The organism is Acinetobacter yuyunsongii, from assembly GCF_041021915.1.
In the GTDB taxonomy this organism is placed as follows: domain Bacteria; phylum Pseudomonadota; class Gammaproteobacteria; order Pseudomonadales; family Moraxellaceae; genus Acinetobacter.
In genome coordinates, this window is record NZ_CP157435.1 from 549979 (window position 1) to 563922 (window position 13944).

The window sequence follows — 13944 nt, forward strand, 5'->3', positions numbered from 1 at the left end:
GAATCCTCTAAACGGATGCTTTTTCAAGCAAAGGCATATTTTAAAAAGCATCTAAAAAATTGCAAGCTAAAATTGACCAGATGGTTAGTTGGTTTTACCTGAATAGCCTGTTAATAGTAAGCCATAAGAAGATTTCCCATCATTATGTGCCATTTTGACAGGTAAATAATCCAGTTTTGGTGCTAACCAAAATACGGTATTACGTTCTGGTTTATCGTGTTGCATAACGACTTTAATGGTGCTGAACGTCCCATAATTGGTTTTGATGGTTTCTGTGCCTTGCTTAACAAAACGGCGTTCATCTAAAGCTTTTGCATCAGCAATTAAATATTTGGTTCTAAGTGAATTACTTTTTAAATCCTCACGGATTTGCAATTCAGCATTCAACTCATCTAACGCACCTGCTTGCCATGGGAATGAGCGGGCGGTGTCATCTTTTTTCGTATTCACAACTTTAGTGTTTGGATTAAAGTTAATACTCATGGTGTTGTTGTGAATTAAGATTTTGCTGCTGCGACTAAACTTTTGTGAAGTAATTTTATTATCCACAAAGCTAAATTGACTCGTTTCCGAGGCTGAGGCAATTCCGCCTGCTTTTGCACTAAACTGATAGGTCCAATTATTTCCTTGTTGCGAAAGTGTACGTGTCGCTGAACCGAGGTTTTTATTGTTGTAGCTAAATTGATAGCTTGCTTGGAAAGGTGCCATTGCTAGAGCATGGCTAGACATGCTGACACTGAACAGGGCAGCCGACGTAATACTCACTACTTTCAATAATTTATTTGTCATCACGCTATATATCCTTTGAATGATCATCAATGAGCAATCATTCATTTATCATTAAGATTTGTGATTATTATGCCTGTAGATTATGAAGAAAAAATCAGGTTTTTTACTCAATGCTTGTTAATTTTTCGTATAAATCATGATGGTATTTGAGTAAGTGGCATAAATCTGAAATTCATACCACCCTATTCAATATGATTATTTTCTAGTGTCTTTTTGCTGAATTGGCGTGACTTCTGTGTCATCTAATCCCTCTTCATCAAAGTCATCTTCATTTGGCGGATACAAAATGGCAGCCAAATTAACGTTCCCCCAAACAATCAGTTCGGCTGGACGGACTCTGGCGCGGTTTACATGAACTTTGCTCAGCGTTTCAATAATACTCGGTTTCTTTTTAAACCAGCGATTTAAATCTAAATAAAGCAATTCATCTTTGACTGAAACAACTTCAAAATGTTCTAAGATTTTTCCTAGAGGATCTTCATCACGAAATTTTTGGTAATACCAAATCGCAATATAAAATCCCCATTTTTGGAAAATATTCTTAAATGATGCTTCAATCACTTGTGTATTACTAATTTGTTCAAACACCATTAACTGTACATCTTGATTCATTTCCATCTGAATCAATTTTAAGTCGACAGATAAGGTTGTGTGTAGGCCTTTCACATCTAGAGTGGTATATAAACGTAGCCATCCATCATATAGATCGGCGTGTAGATCTTGAATAATTCCAACTTTTTCTGTGACATAACGCTCCATTGTCGCATTGACGAATACTTGCGATAACGAAAACTCTCTTTCTTCTTCAATAAATTCTTCTGCTTTTTGGTAAACTTTAAGTAGACGTTTAGTAACGGATGAAATGAGCGTTTGCATAAAAGTTGTTCCAGAAAGTGAATTGTTTTTAATGCAATGCCACCATCTTTATCATAACTAAAAAAATAAAAATAAATTTCTAACTTGCAGTGTAGCAAAATTAATTGCTACATTTTCATAAAATGATGGTATGGAAACACTGTGGCTATAAGTGGATCACATTTTTTTTAAATTTTGAATATCAGTTTGGTTTTTATACGGTAACTACCGTTGGGGATGAGACATTTTTGTCGCTTGAAACGCATGTTGAAGAAATTAAATTTTCAAACCAGCTCGCTATTGCACTGGTGGAAAGACCCTGTATTTTTGGGGGCAATTGTTTTTGCAGCATGTTTGCATGGAGTAACCCTGTCCATAAAATTTGGAATGCCATCACCGACCGATACCTCAACCAAAGAAATTGCAGTTACGGTTCGTACAAGTCAAGAAAAAGTCAAAGATGCCGACTTTTTGGCGCAAGCTGACCAAAAGGGTTCTGGTGAGTTCCGTCAGCAACACCTTATGTCGAGTGACATGCCCTCACCGATGGAAGCAGATGCGACAACAGGAGAGTCTGAGCTCGAAAGTTTAGAGAAAGTCCAGCAAAAACGAGAATTAAAATTTGAAGAAAAAGTGCTCATGACGGTTTTAAGCTGGCAGAAGCAAGTAGAGCAAACTGAACGTAAAAAAACCTTAGATGAGTTACAGAGTCAATTTCAAGCCAAAGCCGCGATGGTTGCGAGTTTGGAAGCACAATATTTACAACGTCAGCAAAATTTTAGTCGTAAACAGCGTATTAAAACAGTAGATGGGATTCAGGCAAAACAAGATGCGTCAGCAGCTTATCTTGATAAATTTCGTCAGAAAGTTGAACTATACGGTAATCGTTATTATCCAGATGAAGCGAAACAACAACATTTATCGGGTGAAGTACGTTTAATGGTGATCCTGAATGCACAGGGGGGTATCCGTGCCATTCGTCTCATTGAAGGCTCAGGACATGCGATTCTGGATGATGCGGCAAAAGCTTCGGTGCGCCGTGGAGCACCTTTTGGACCCTTTGATAATGATATGAAAAAGGACATTTCTGAATTGCGAATTATTCGAACATGGCGCTTTGATCCTGTCGATGCGGAATTTGAAGTACATTAAAAAGGTGTACTATTACTCAAGGTGCACCACGTAACGCAACATTAACCTTGCGTTATCAATTTTAAAAATAAGAATTAAAAAAACGGCTGAATTCAGCCGTTTTTTTGTTGAAGATGTGGATAAGTTTACATCTATTCACAAGCTATTTTGATTTGAATAAGCACGTTCAACTGTGCAGATTTCCACAGTAAAATCCCGATACCATTTTTCTTTGCCTAAACGCTGGGCTACTTGATGCTCTGCATCTTGTTGCCAACATTTAATATCTTCCATGCTATGCCAATAAGACAAGGCAATTTCAAAACCATTTTCATTACATGCTTCAAACCTGATGCAGTTAAATTGGCTCAAGGCTTTATTCCTCAGCTTTTGAGCCATTTCAGATTAAGTTGCATCAAGTTGTTTGATCGTAGCTTTAAAATAACGATATACATAGTGTCTTAAATTAGCTTTCATCGGCTTGATAAGGATTGGCAATCCCTAGTTTTTTTAAAATCTCAATTTCTAAAGCTTCCATTTCTTCTGCTTCAGCTTCACTGGTTTCATGATCGTAGCCCAGTAAATGTAAAACGCCATGAACCAATAAATGCGTGAAATGATCAGTTGGTGTTTTTTGCTGTTCTGCGGCTTCTTGTAAAACCACAGGGATACAAATCACCAAGTCACCCAAAGGTTCTGCATCCAGTAAACTCAGCATTTCCTCTGGAATATCACTTGGAAAGGACAGTACATTGGTGGGTTTGTCTTTCTCGCGGTATTGTAGATTCAACTCGTGGCTTTCTGTAAGGTCGACGCAGGCAATTCCGATTTCGCAGTCTACGTCGAAACCGACATGACGGAGTGTGGTTTCAATCTGCTTTTTAATTTGACCACGTTTTAGTGGTAATTCATTCGCTTGAAAGTCTTGTTGCAGACTTAAATTGATTTTCAAAATAGATCCTTAAAATCGTCCCCCCTGATATGCGATTAAAGTATTGCAATAAAAGGGGGAGTGAGGGGGATTTTTAAATGTGTTGTGCATCTGCCGCAGAATCATTTTCTGCAATTAATGCTTCTTGTTTGGCTTTGCGTTCGGCACGGGCTTCAGCAGACAGGCGTTGCTGTTCACTGTCCCAACCTTCGTAAGCCTCAACAATTTTTTGTACCAATTGGTGTCGTACCACATCACGAGAATGGAAACGGGTGATATGAATTTCATGGACATTTTCCAGTACACGTAATGCTTGTGCTAAGCCCGATTGTTGCCCACGAGGTAAGTCAACCTGTGTCACGTCACCTGTAATCACAGCACGCGAACCAAACCCTAAACGGGTAAGGAACATTTTCATCTGTTCTGGTGTGGTGTTTTGTGCTTCATCTAAAATGACGAATGAGTGGTTCAGCGTACGTCCACGCATATAGGCAAGCGGAGCAACCTCAATCACTTGGCGTTCAATCAGTTTGGCCACTTTTTCAAAACCCAGCATTTCATAGAGAGCATCGTAAAGTGGGCGTAAGTAGGGATCGATTTTTTGGGTCAAATCACCCGGTAGAAAACCGAGTTTCTCGCCAGCTTCAACCGCAGGACGAACCAGTAAGATTCGTTGGATTTCATTACGCTCTAACATATCCACTGCAGCAGCAACTGCTAGATAAGTTTTACCTGTCCCTGCTGGGCCGATACCGAAGGAAATATCACTTTGTAAAATGCGCTGTACATAGCGTTTCTGGTTGGCACCACGTGGATTGATTCGCCCTTTGCGGGTCTGTAACCAGACGCTATCCAGCCCTGTATGTTCTTGTTCGGAATCATCCATCAGTTCACGGTCGGTCTGTGAACCTTGAATCATCAAATGCAGGACATCGGCACTAATTTGTGGGGAAATTTCTGATTCTTGATAAAGCCGTTGCAATAGTGCTTCGGCTCTTTCAACTGTTTCTATATCACCGTCTAGATAAAAGGCATCGCCCCGGTGAGTAATTTTGACATCTAAACGTTGTTCGATTTGCTTTAAATGCCCGTTGTATGCACCGAGCATTCGTTTTAAATGTTCCATGGAAATTTCAGGGAACGTTACAGTACGTTTAATCGCTGAAGTCAAGAGAAACCCTTTTAGCTCACGTGTAGGAATACCCTTACATTACGCCACGTCAGGTTCAAGATTCAAGAGTTCACCATAAACTAAATTTAAAGTTTTAATTTCAGTGATCTCAATCTCCGCGAAACGCCCAATCCACGCGGCGTCACCGATAAAGGTCACAAGTCGGGTATTGTCCGCTGTACCAATTAAAACATTCGGGTCCTTGTCAGATACTTTTTCAATCAAGACACGTTCAATTTTACCCAGCATAGCATCGGTCTTATCAATACTTGATTGCTTGATCACTTGCTGAACTTGAGCCAAACGGTCTTTTTTCACCTGTTCTGGGGTATCATCTGGCAGGTCAGATGCAGGCGTACCAGGGCGTTTTGAATAGACAAAACTATATGAATGATCAAAATCTAAATCTTTAATAAACTGTAATGTTTCCGCAAAGTGTTCATCTGTTTCACCCGGGAAACCAATAATGAAGTCGCTAGATAAATGCATATCTGGACGGACTTTACGTAATTTGGCAATTTTATCAATGTAGACATCAATGGTGTGGTTACGCTTCATGGCTTGCAGTACATCGTTTGAACCACTTTGTACTGGCAGATGTAAATGTGACACCATTTGTGGTAAATCACGATAGCATTGAATTAAATCATCAGAAAACTCAAGCGGATGAGAAGTCGTATAGCGTAAACGTCCAATACCTGGAATTTCGGCCACTAAACGCAGTAATTCAGGGAAAGTGCAAATTTCACCTTCAAACGTTTCACCACGATAGCCATTTACGTTTTGACCAAGCAAGCTGATCTCACGCACGCCTTTTTCAGCTAAGCCCGCGATTTCAGCCAATACATCATCGAGTGGACGAGAAACCTCTTCACCACGAGTATAAGGTACCACACAGAATGAACAGTATTTAGAGCAACCTTCCATGATGGAAACGAATGCTTTAAAGCCTTCCACACGTGGCTCAGGCAAAAAGTCGAATTTTTCAATATCTGGGAAAGAAATATCAACCAGCTTGATTTTTTCTTTCTTTGGCTTTTCTATCTGTGCCTGATGCTGATCAAGCATCTGTGGCAAGCGGTGCAGGGTTTGCGGACCAAACACCATATCCACATAAGGAGCGCGTTTTTGAATGTTGTCACCTTCCTGAGAGGCAACACAGCCACCGACACCAATCACCAGATCAGGATTCTGTTCTTTGAGTTTACGCCAGCGACCTAAGCCACTGAATACTTTCTCTTGTGCTTTTTCGCGGATCGAGCAGGTGTTCATGAGCAGAATGTCTGCCTCATTTGGATTGTCGGTGAGTACATAACCATGTGAATCACCCAATAAGTCTGCCATGCGATGACTGTCATACTCATTCATCTGACACCCTTGCGTTTCAATATATAATTTTTTAATTGAAACATCAGTGGTGTGCGTTGGCTGGGTAACAGTGTTTTCTGAAGCAGCTTTTACAGCACTTGGAATGAATGTTTGAACCGTCATGCAGGCTCCTAAACAAGGTGGATTTAAACAAACCGCGGATTATAGCAGTATTTTTGTAAGAACGCAGAGAATAAAAAACTGACAAAAATGGACAGTTTATGAATAAAAATACGTGAGTTTTAATGAATATGAATCAGTAAGTTACATAACACAACAATAGTTGGAGCTTAGACTTATTACACTATGAGGGCAGGGAAAATTGGGCAAATGTATTGATGAAGATGAATAAGCAACATGATTTTACAACAACCATGATCAATAAACTGAATAATAAGAAAAACTTCCGCCGTATTGTGGCGGTTGGTGGCATGATTGTGTGCTCTTCTGTCTATGCATTGGATGAACAGTTCAATGATGCTCTACGTGCTGCAAGTTCTGGCAATATTGCATTGCTCGATCAATATCAATATGAAATGCAAAATGATGTATTAGGTTATTACCCTGAGTATTGGAAATTGAATACCAACCTAGGGCTACAACCTGCTTCTTCAATTATCGCTTTTGCGCAACGTTATCCTCAATCAGCGATGGCTGAAAAATTAGCAGCAGATTATGTCGAAGAAAAAGTAAAACAAGCCAGTTTTAATGAAGCAAAACCTGTACTCAGCTATGTCACTAATCCTGACCAAGAAGAGAGTTGTGCGGTTGCACAAGTCCGTGCCAAAACGGGGGATAGTCTAGTTTTTGCTGAATATAAAGATATTTGGTTAACGACAAGTACACAGCCTGAATCGTGTAATGGTTTAGGGCGACTGATGTTATCTAGTCCTTTGATGACTGCTCAAGATCGTCAACAACGACTTTGGGGACAACTGCGAGCAGGTCAATCTGGTTTAGCGATTGCGACCGCCCAAACTATAGGTCTGGATTTGTCCTTGGCTCAGTTGAATCAGATCCAAGCCAATCCATTGGCATATTTATGGAATGCTCCTAAAGCCAGCGATGCTGATTATGCATATTTAATTTTTGCATTGGGACGTGTCGCAGATAGTGATTTCACCAATGCTTTAGGAAATATTCAGCGTATTGCACAAGATACTCCTCAACCTGTACAAAAATATTTATATCGTACGGTAGGTTATGTGGGTGGAACGACGGTAATGAAGAATGGCTTTAACCGAGAAGTCCTCAATGCCTATGATCAAAGTTATGGTTATCCGTTTAGTCCAGAAGAAGCCGAAATTTATGCACGTCAAGCGATTCGTTTTGGTGCTTGGGAAAGTTTAATTCGTGCAATTGATGCCATGTCAATCACGCAGAAACAAGAAGATCGTTGGCAGTACTGGCTTGCTCGTGCTTCTGAACAGCGCTCAGATGCTGCTTCAAAGCAAGCTGCTCAACAGATTTATCGTAAGCTGGCACAAGCTGGGGATGACTACCATAATTTGCTAGCCAAAGATCGTTTAGGCGAACGTTATAATCATCAGCCTTATAACGAGCAACCAAGTTCACAAGATATTCAACGGTTAAACCAAAATATCCACTTTAAACGTGCATTTGCGTTAAAAAATATTGATGCACCAGCAAATTACATTAATCGCGAATGGAATTGGGCAGTCCGCCAAGCGTATTTGCAGCATGATGATGGTTTACTTTTAGCTGCCGCTAAGCAAGCGCATGATATTGGTTGGTATGACCGAGCAATCTATGCCGCAGATCGTACAACCTCGCGCCATAATGATACTTATCGCTATACAACACCACACCGTAGTAATGTCACGAGTCACAGTTACAATGCTGGTATTGATCCAGCTTGGGCATATGGTTTAATGCGCCAAGAAAGTCGGTTTGTTACATCCGCACGTTCACATGTGGGTGCAGGTGGTTTAATGCAAATTATGCCGAATACTGCAAAGTTAGTTGCACGCCAAATGGGTGAAACTTATAACCCAGCGGCTCTAAGTGAAATGAATATCAATATTCGTTATGGGACATACTATCTGTCAATGATTCAAAGCCAACTGAGTGGCAATGCTGTATTAGCAACAGCAGGTTACAATGCTGGCCCAAATCGTGCAAAACGATGGCAGCCAGATTTTCAAAACATGGCGGCTGATCAATACACAGAAACGATTCCATTGTTGGAAACACGTGATTACGTCAAACATGTGATGACCAATGCGACGCATTATGGTGTTGTGTTAGGGCTAGGCGCGCAATCCTTAGAAAAAAGGATGGGGACAATACCTGTGCGCAATGAACCTTAAAGGAACAAAGACATTTAATTTGAAACAATGAAGTTTTTATATTTGATGAAATTTATGAATTTATTCAAGGGACGGTTAGTTCGATCATTGCAGATCTTGATCTGTTACTTGGTCATGTCACTTGCTGCGCCGTTACATGCTGCAGAGAACCCTGATATTTCGGGTTATGTGATGCATGTTCAAATGACTCCGGCAGCTTGTTCCTTTGATTCATCAAGACAAAAACAGCGTAAATGTTTAGAAGGCTATTCTCTTACTATCGCAAGCTTATTGCCAGAAGTTCCTTTAAATCGGGATTGTTCCACTAAAACCTCTGCGAAATTATCCCCCTTGCAAGCTAAAGTTGTGGCGCGTGTAATGCCCGATGAAAATGCACGTGTGCAACTCTGGCAAAATGTTGGAGGGTGTATGTCGATGAATGCCAGTCAATATTTTAGAACGATTATTAATTTTGCTGAGCGCTTAAAAGTACCTGCTGATTTAACGAGTCCGAATACCATTGAAGTGCAAAAAGAAAACCTTCGACAACAATTTATGAAATTAAACCCCTCATTACCTCCTGCGGGAATTCGCTTTACCTGCCAGTCTTCAAAATTTGATTCTATTTTGACTGAGATTCGGGTGTGTTATCAAAAAAATGGGTCATACAAACAATGTGCAAGTCATATTGTGACGGGATGTCCAAATGAATTTACAATTAAAGGCAGTTATTAAGCTTTTTCTTCACTTAATTTGTATTTTCTATCAGACTTTTGTTGAAATCCATTCTCTTTTACATGCATCTGTGTTTGCTTTAGAGTACAATATTTGCCGTTTATGATAATTCGATTGAACCACTTTAGCGTTCAATTGTGCAAACGCATCTCATTGGAGAATATCACATGAAGCAACCCGTTCGTGTTGCCGTTACAGGCGCTGCAGGTCAAATTGGTTATAGCTTATTATTCCGTATCGCAAGCGGTGAAATGTTAGGTAAAGATCAACCTGTAATTTTACAATTGCTTGAAGTTCCTTTTGAGAAAGCTCAACAAGCGCTTAAAGGCGTAATGATGGAACTTGATGACTGTGCTTTCCCTTTATTGGCAGGCATGATCGGGACTGATGATCCTAAAGTTGCATTTAAAGATGCTGACTATGCTTTATTAGTTGGTTCACGTCCACGTGGTCCAGGTATGGAACGTGCTGACTTATTAAAAGTAAATGGCGAAATCTTTATTGGTCAAGGTCAAGCACTTAACGAAGTTGCTAGCCGTGACGTTAAAGTATTGGTTGTAGGTAACCCTGCAAATACCAATGCATACATCGCAATGAAATCTGCTCCAGATCTTCCAGCGAAAAACTTTACAGCAATGTTACGTCTTGACCACAACCGTGCGTTAACTCAACTTGCTCAAAAAGCGGGTGTTGCTGTTTCTGACATCGAAGATATGACAGTTTGGGGTAACCACTCTCCAACAATGTATGCTGACTACCGTTTTGCTAAAGCAAATGGCGAAAGCTTAAAAGACAAAATCAACGATGCGGCTTGGAACAAAGATGTATTCCTTCCTACAGTTGGTAAACGTGGTGCTGCGATTATCGAAGCACGTGGTTTGTCTTCAGCTGCTTCAGCTGCGAATGCTGCAATCGATCATATGCGTGATTGGGCATTAGGTACAAATGGTCAATGGGTAACGATGGGTATTCCTTCTGACGGTTCTTATGGTATTCCAGAAGGCGTTATGTTTGGTTTCCCTGTAACAACTGAAAACGGTGAATACAAAATCGTTCAAGGTTTAGAAATCGACGAGTTCAGCCGTGAGCGTATCAACTTCACGTTAAATGAACTTGAAGAAGAACGTGCTGCAATTGCAGACATGTTGAACTAATTTATCAGTTTGATAGATTGAAAAAGCACCTTTCATAAGGTGCTTTTTTTATGCTAAGTACACACAAAAAACAACAAGAAAATATAGACATCTTTCTGTATGTTAGCAGTATTACTGTTAAATTATTTCTATGAAGTAACTTGTTTGGGAGAATAACAATGTTTGAACAACAACCAACACTTGAGCTTTTATTTGAGCAGCTTGGACTGGAGGCAGATGATGCCTCAATTGAAAGTTTTGTAAAAACCCATCAGCTCAGTGCTGACCAGAAATTACATGAAGCTGAGTTCTGGAGCGTAGGTCAGCGAGATTTTCTAAAAAGTCATTGGGACAAAGATGATGAATGGGCCATTGTGATTGATGAACTGAATCAACAGTTGCATGTAGACAGTACCAAATAATGATTCAGTAAAAATAAAGCTCACATCAGTGAGCTTTATTGCGTAATAGGGTGCTAAACCATTCTTCTTTGCGGACTTCACCAAAAGCAGGATGAAGCTGCAATAACTCTAAATCATGTTCTAAGCAAGATACGTATTTCGTTAGCCAATGCCGTGTTAATGCTGGTTCTTGCTTCGCAGCTGAAGCGTAAGCCAAGAAGAAATAAATCTCTAAGTGTTCTGTATATGCCAAAGGTTTAAGAATTTGCTGTGTAATTAAAGCAAAACGCTGCTCTTTGGTTATCTCAAAGTAAATCATATACGCTTTGGCTAAACATAAAGACAAATTCAAATACAAACTTAATGGCATTTCATCATATTCAATACGTGCTTGTTCAAGCAGTACGATTGCTTCCTGTAAGAAGTGTAATTGTTCCTGACGTACATGGCTGAGTACGACTAGCTGTAAACGCAGATCAGCACGCTCTAAAGCAAGTTCAGGACTATTGTTCTCTAAAAAGAGCTGGTCAGTTTCACCAATTCGTGCAATGACTTGTTTCGTCTCATTCGACATGTATTGATCCATAATCATCAGTTATGCTTAGCTATATAAGGCTGTTTTCTTGAATTTAAAGGGCTTAGCCCTGATTCCAGATTGAGCCTCCACTGCGTAACCATGCAGTAATCGACAAGCGCTGGTGATTTGAGCGTAGAACCTCATGTAATAAATCGCTCTGGAAAATCGCCAGACGATTAGGCGTGGGCTGGATAATATGCCATTGACCATTTTTATCCTGCAAACGTAATTGACCACCCCAATCTTCCTGCCAATCTTTATGTAGATAAAAAACGGTTGAAATCATGCGGTCATTTTTTTGTTGAGGATTATCACGATGTAAAGCATAAAATTCACCTGCGTTATAGCAGGCAAAATGTGCTTCTACTTCTTTAATCCCAAGATAAAAAGCCTGATTTAACGCTTGTGAGAACTCTTCTAAAGCTTGGATATGCTGTTGGGCAATCGCTAACTGACCATCAATCCATAGAATATGGTCACTACGGATATGACTGACAACGCCGTTTTGTACTCCTGCTGCTCTGAATTCAGCAAGATGGGTGCTGCATTCTTGTACTAGCGATTCCACATATTCAGCCGAGTAGACATCATCAATTAGAGCAAAACCAAATTCATTTAAATCATCTAAAATTTGATCTAAGTTCCATGAACTTGTGAAAGAGGTTTGTTGCATAGAACTCCAGTTCATTAGTAAGTTGATTACAGTGCAATTTTAGATGATCACATCAACGCTAAAGAATACTTTTTTCTTTCATGTTAAACTATCCTTTGAATTGAGGAATAATTGTCAACATGAATTACCGTCACCATTTCCATGCGGGTAACTTTGCCGATGTTATGAAGCATGTACTTTTGCTTCAACTGCTCGCTCGTTTAAATGCTAAAGATAAACCTTATCGATATATCGATACCCATGGTGGTGCAGGTAAATATGATTTATCTACGTCTGAAGCACAAAAATCAGGTGAGTTTTTAACGGGTATCCACCGTTTGGTCAAGCTTGATGATTCGATTAAACGTAATGCACCTGAAGGCATAAAACAATATCTTAAAATTGTTGAAGATATGCGTGCAGGTTCAGGTAAAGGCGCTTATCCAGGTTCACCTTGGTTTGCGCTTGAAGGCATGCGTGATATTGATAAAGCAACTATATTTGAAATGCAGCGTGATGTGTTTCAACAATTGTATTTTAATATTCGCGATAAACGTGCGGGTTTGCATGAGCGTGATTTTTATGAAGGTCTGATGGGTGTCATTCCACCTAAAGAAAAACGCGGATTGGTCATGATTGACCCACCTTACGAAATTGAGCGTAAAGACTTCCCACAATTGGTTGAAATTCTCCAAGCCGCACATAAAAAATGGCCAACAGGTGTGTTTGCAGTTTGGTATCCAATCAAAGATCGCGCCATGATTGAACGTTTTGAAAAGAAAATGTTCAAAACAGGAATTCGTCGCCAATTAATTTGTGAAATCTGTGTATGGCCAGATGATACACCAGTTGGCTTGAATGGCTGTGGTCTGCTAGTGATCAACCCACCCTGGAAATTTTCAGAAGATGCAGATCAGGCCCTACAATGGCTATTCCCGCATTTACGTATGAGTGAAAATGGTGGTCATGCCGCTGTGCGTTGGTTGGTGGGTGAATAACCCATCTCGCCACTAAAGAAGTCAAAATATTCTCGAGGAATTGAAAATAATGACAAATTCTCTTAAACCTGATGCTGATTTAAATGAAGAAGACCATTCTTTTGATGGCATCACCTTTGAAGTAGAAGAAGAAGAACAAACGCATGAAGGGCAAAAAGTAAAACGCCGTGGTATTTATTTATGGCCTAATCTTATTACTACAGCAGCGTTGCTTTCTGGTTTTTACTCCATTATTGCGAGTATGAATGGCAACTTTAATCAGGCGATTTACGCAATCTTTTTAGCTGCATTGCTTGATGGATTAGATGGTCGAGTTGCACGCGCAATCGGTGCGCAAAGTGCATTTGGTGAGCAGTATGATTCACTTTCTGACTTATTAGCTTTTGGTGTTGCACCAGCGATTCTGATGTATAGCTGGAGTTTACATGACCTTGGACGTATCGGTTTAGCTTGTTGTTTTATTTATACCGCGTGTGCTGCATTTCGTTTAGCACGTTTTAATGTGCAAATTGGTGTGGTGGATAAGCGTTACTTTATTGGAATTGCGAGCCCATTAGCTGCTGTTACTGTGATTTCAGTGGTGTGGGTCGGTCGTGATTTCCCATTTGTTTTTGATTTAAAAGATATTGTGATTCAAGTAATCAACTCTGTTGTGATGGTTGGTGTTGGTTTACTTATGATTTCAAATATCAAATACTATTCATTTAAACAAATGGATCGTAAACGTGTACCTTTTGTTGTGATGTTGCCTGTGGTCTTGATTTTTGCAGCAATCACGTACAACATTCCAGTAGGGATCTTGATTGTATGTATTCTTTATGTACTTTCAGGCTTTGTAACGACTTTATTTGCAAAAAAGAATGAAGCAAAAATAATAACTTAGAAAAGAGAGGT

Annotated in this window: 15 protein-coding genes; 7 read left to right on the forward strand and 8 right to left on the reverse strand. The window is 39.9% G+C overall.

What is annotated here, in order from left to right; genetic code table 11:
• Positions 1 to 84: 84 nt before the first annotated feature.
• Together ABLB98_RS02625 and ABLB98_RS02630 are read right to left on the reverse strand one after the other, a co-directional pair.
• Positions 85 to 729 carry a DUF3108 domain-containing protein gene (locus ABLB98_RS02625; RefSeq protein WP_348883461.1) on the reverse strand — a complete coding sequence of 215 codons (645 nt, stop codon included), beginning with the start codon at positions 727 to 729 and terminating at the stop codon, positions 85 to 87.
• 255 nt (positions 730 to 984) lie between these two features.
• Positions 985 to 1665 carry a hypothetical protein gene (locus ABLB98_RS02630; RefSeq protein ID WP_348883456.1) on the reverse strand — a complete coding sequence of 227 codons (681 nt, stop codon included), beginning with the start codon at positions 1663 to 1665 and terminating at the stop codon, positions 985 to 987.
• A gap of 243 nt (positions 1666 to 1908) precedes the next feature.
• On the opposite strand from ABLB98_RS02630, the gene ABLB98_RS02635 reads away from it, so the two are divergent.
• Positions 1909 to 2796, forward strand: a complete 888-nt coding sequence (locus tag ABLB98_RS02635; protein WP_348883455.1) for a TonB family protein — start codon at positions 1909 to 1911, stop codon at positions 2794 to 2796.
• Between the two features lie 135 nt (positions 2797 to 2931).
• Here ABLB98_RS02635 and ABLB98_RS02640 read toward each other — a convergent pair whose 3' ends face one another.
• From ABLB98_RS02640 to miaB, 4 genes are all read right to left on the reverse strand, one after another.
• Positions 2932 to 3174 carry an antibiotic biosynthesis monooxygenase gene (locus ABLB98_RS02640; protein ID WP_348883454.1) on the reverse strand — a complete coding sequence of 81 codons (243 nt, stop codon included), beginning with the start codon at positions 3172 to 3174 and terminating at the stop codon, positions 2932 to 2934.
• 67 nt (positions 3175 to 3241) lie between these two features.
• A complete protein-coding gene (ybeY, locus tag ABLB98_RS02645) occupies positions 3242 to 3727 on the reverse strand; it encodes an rRNA maturation RNase YbeY (RefSeq protein ID WP_348883453.1) in 486 nt (161 codons plus the stop codon).
• Between the two features lie 73 nt (positions 3728 to 3800).
• Complete coding sequence (locus ABLB98_RS02650) at positions 3801 to 4877, reverse strand: PhoH family protein (RefSeq protein WP_348883452.1); 1077 nt, start codon at positions 4875 to 4877, stop codon at positions 3801 to 3803.
• Positions 4878 to 4916: 39 nt separating this feature from the next.
• Positions 4917 to 6368, reverse strand: coding sequence for a tRNA (N6-isopentenyl adenosine(37)-C2)-methylthiotransferase MiaB (miaB, locus tag ABLB98_RS02655; RefSeq protein WP_348883451.1), 1452 nt, complete (start codon positions 6366 to 6368; stop codon positions 4917 to 4919).
• A gap of 251 nt (positions 6369 to 6619) precedes the next feature.
• Here miaB and ABLB98_RS02660 point away from each other — a divergent pair, with 251 nt between their 5' ends.
• The 4 genes from ABLB98_RS02660 to ABLB98_RS02675 all read left to right on the forward strand — a co-directional run bounded on the left by ABLB98_RS02660 (position 6620) and on the right by ABLB98_RS02675 (position 10844).
• A complete protein-coding gene (locus ABLB98_RS02660; protein ID WP_348883460.1) occupies positions 6620 to 8575 on the forward strand; it encodes a transglycosylase SLT domain-containing protein in 1956 nt (651 codons plus the stop codon).
• Positions 8576 to 8620: 45 nt separating this feature from the next.
• The gene (locus ABLB98_RS02665; RefSeq protein WP_348883450.1) at positions 8621 to 9289 is read left to right on the forward strand and encodes a ribonuclease I; all 669 of its coding nucleotides are present in this window, start codon (positions 8621 to 8623) and stop codon (positions 9287 to 9289) included.
• A 167-nt stretch (positions 9290 to 9456) separates the two neighbouring features.
• Positions 9457 to 10443, forward strand: a complete 987-nt coding sequence (locus ABLB98_RS02670) for a malate dehydrogenase (RefSeq protein ID WP_087548315.1) — start codon at positions 9457 to 9459, stop codon at positions 10441 to 10443.
• Between the two features lie 158 nt (positions 10444 to 10601).
• Positions 10602 to 10844: a DUF2789 family protein gene (locus ABLB98_RS02675; protein WP_348883449.1), complete on the forward strand. Its 243-nt coding sequence runs from the start codon at positions 10602 to 10604 to the stop codon at positions 10842 to 10844.
• 25 nt (positions 10845 to 10869) lie between these two features.
• Here ABLB98_RS02675 and ABLB98_RS02680 read toward each other — a convergent pair whose 3' ends face one another.
• Complete coding sequence (locus ABLB98_RS02680; protein WP_087542767.1) at positions 10870 to 11397, reverse strand: hypothetical protein; 528 nt, start codon at positions 11395 to 11397, stop codon at positions 10870 to 10872.
• 64 nt (positions 11398 to 11461) lie between these two features.
• Complete coding sequence (locus tag ABLB98_RS02685; RefSeq protein ID WP_087548316.1) at positions 11462 to 12073, reverse strand: 2OG-Fe(II) oxygenase; 612 nt, start codon at positions 12071 to 12073, stop codon at positions 11462 to 11464.
• 119 nt (positions 12074 to 12192) lie between these two features.
• On the opposite strand from ABLB98_RS02685, the gene ABLB98_RS02690 reads away from it, so the two are divergent.
• Complete coding sequence (locus ABLB98_RS02690; RefSeq protein ID WP_004658904.1) at positions 12193 to 13050, forward strand: 23S rRNA (adenine(2030)-N(6))-methyltransferase RlmJ; 858 nt, start codon at positions 12193 to 12195, stop codon at positions 13048 to 13050.
• Between the two features lie 49 nt (positions 13051 to 13099).
• Positions 13100 to 13933, forward strand: coding sequence for a CDP-diacylglycerol--serine O-phosphatidyltransferase (gene pssA, locus ABLB98_RS02695; RefSeq protein WP_005162376.1), 834 nt, complete (start codon positions 13100 to 13102; stop codon positions 13931 to 13933).
• Positions 13934 to 13944 lie beyond the last annotated feature (11 nt).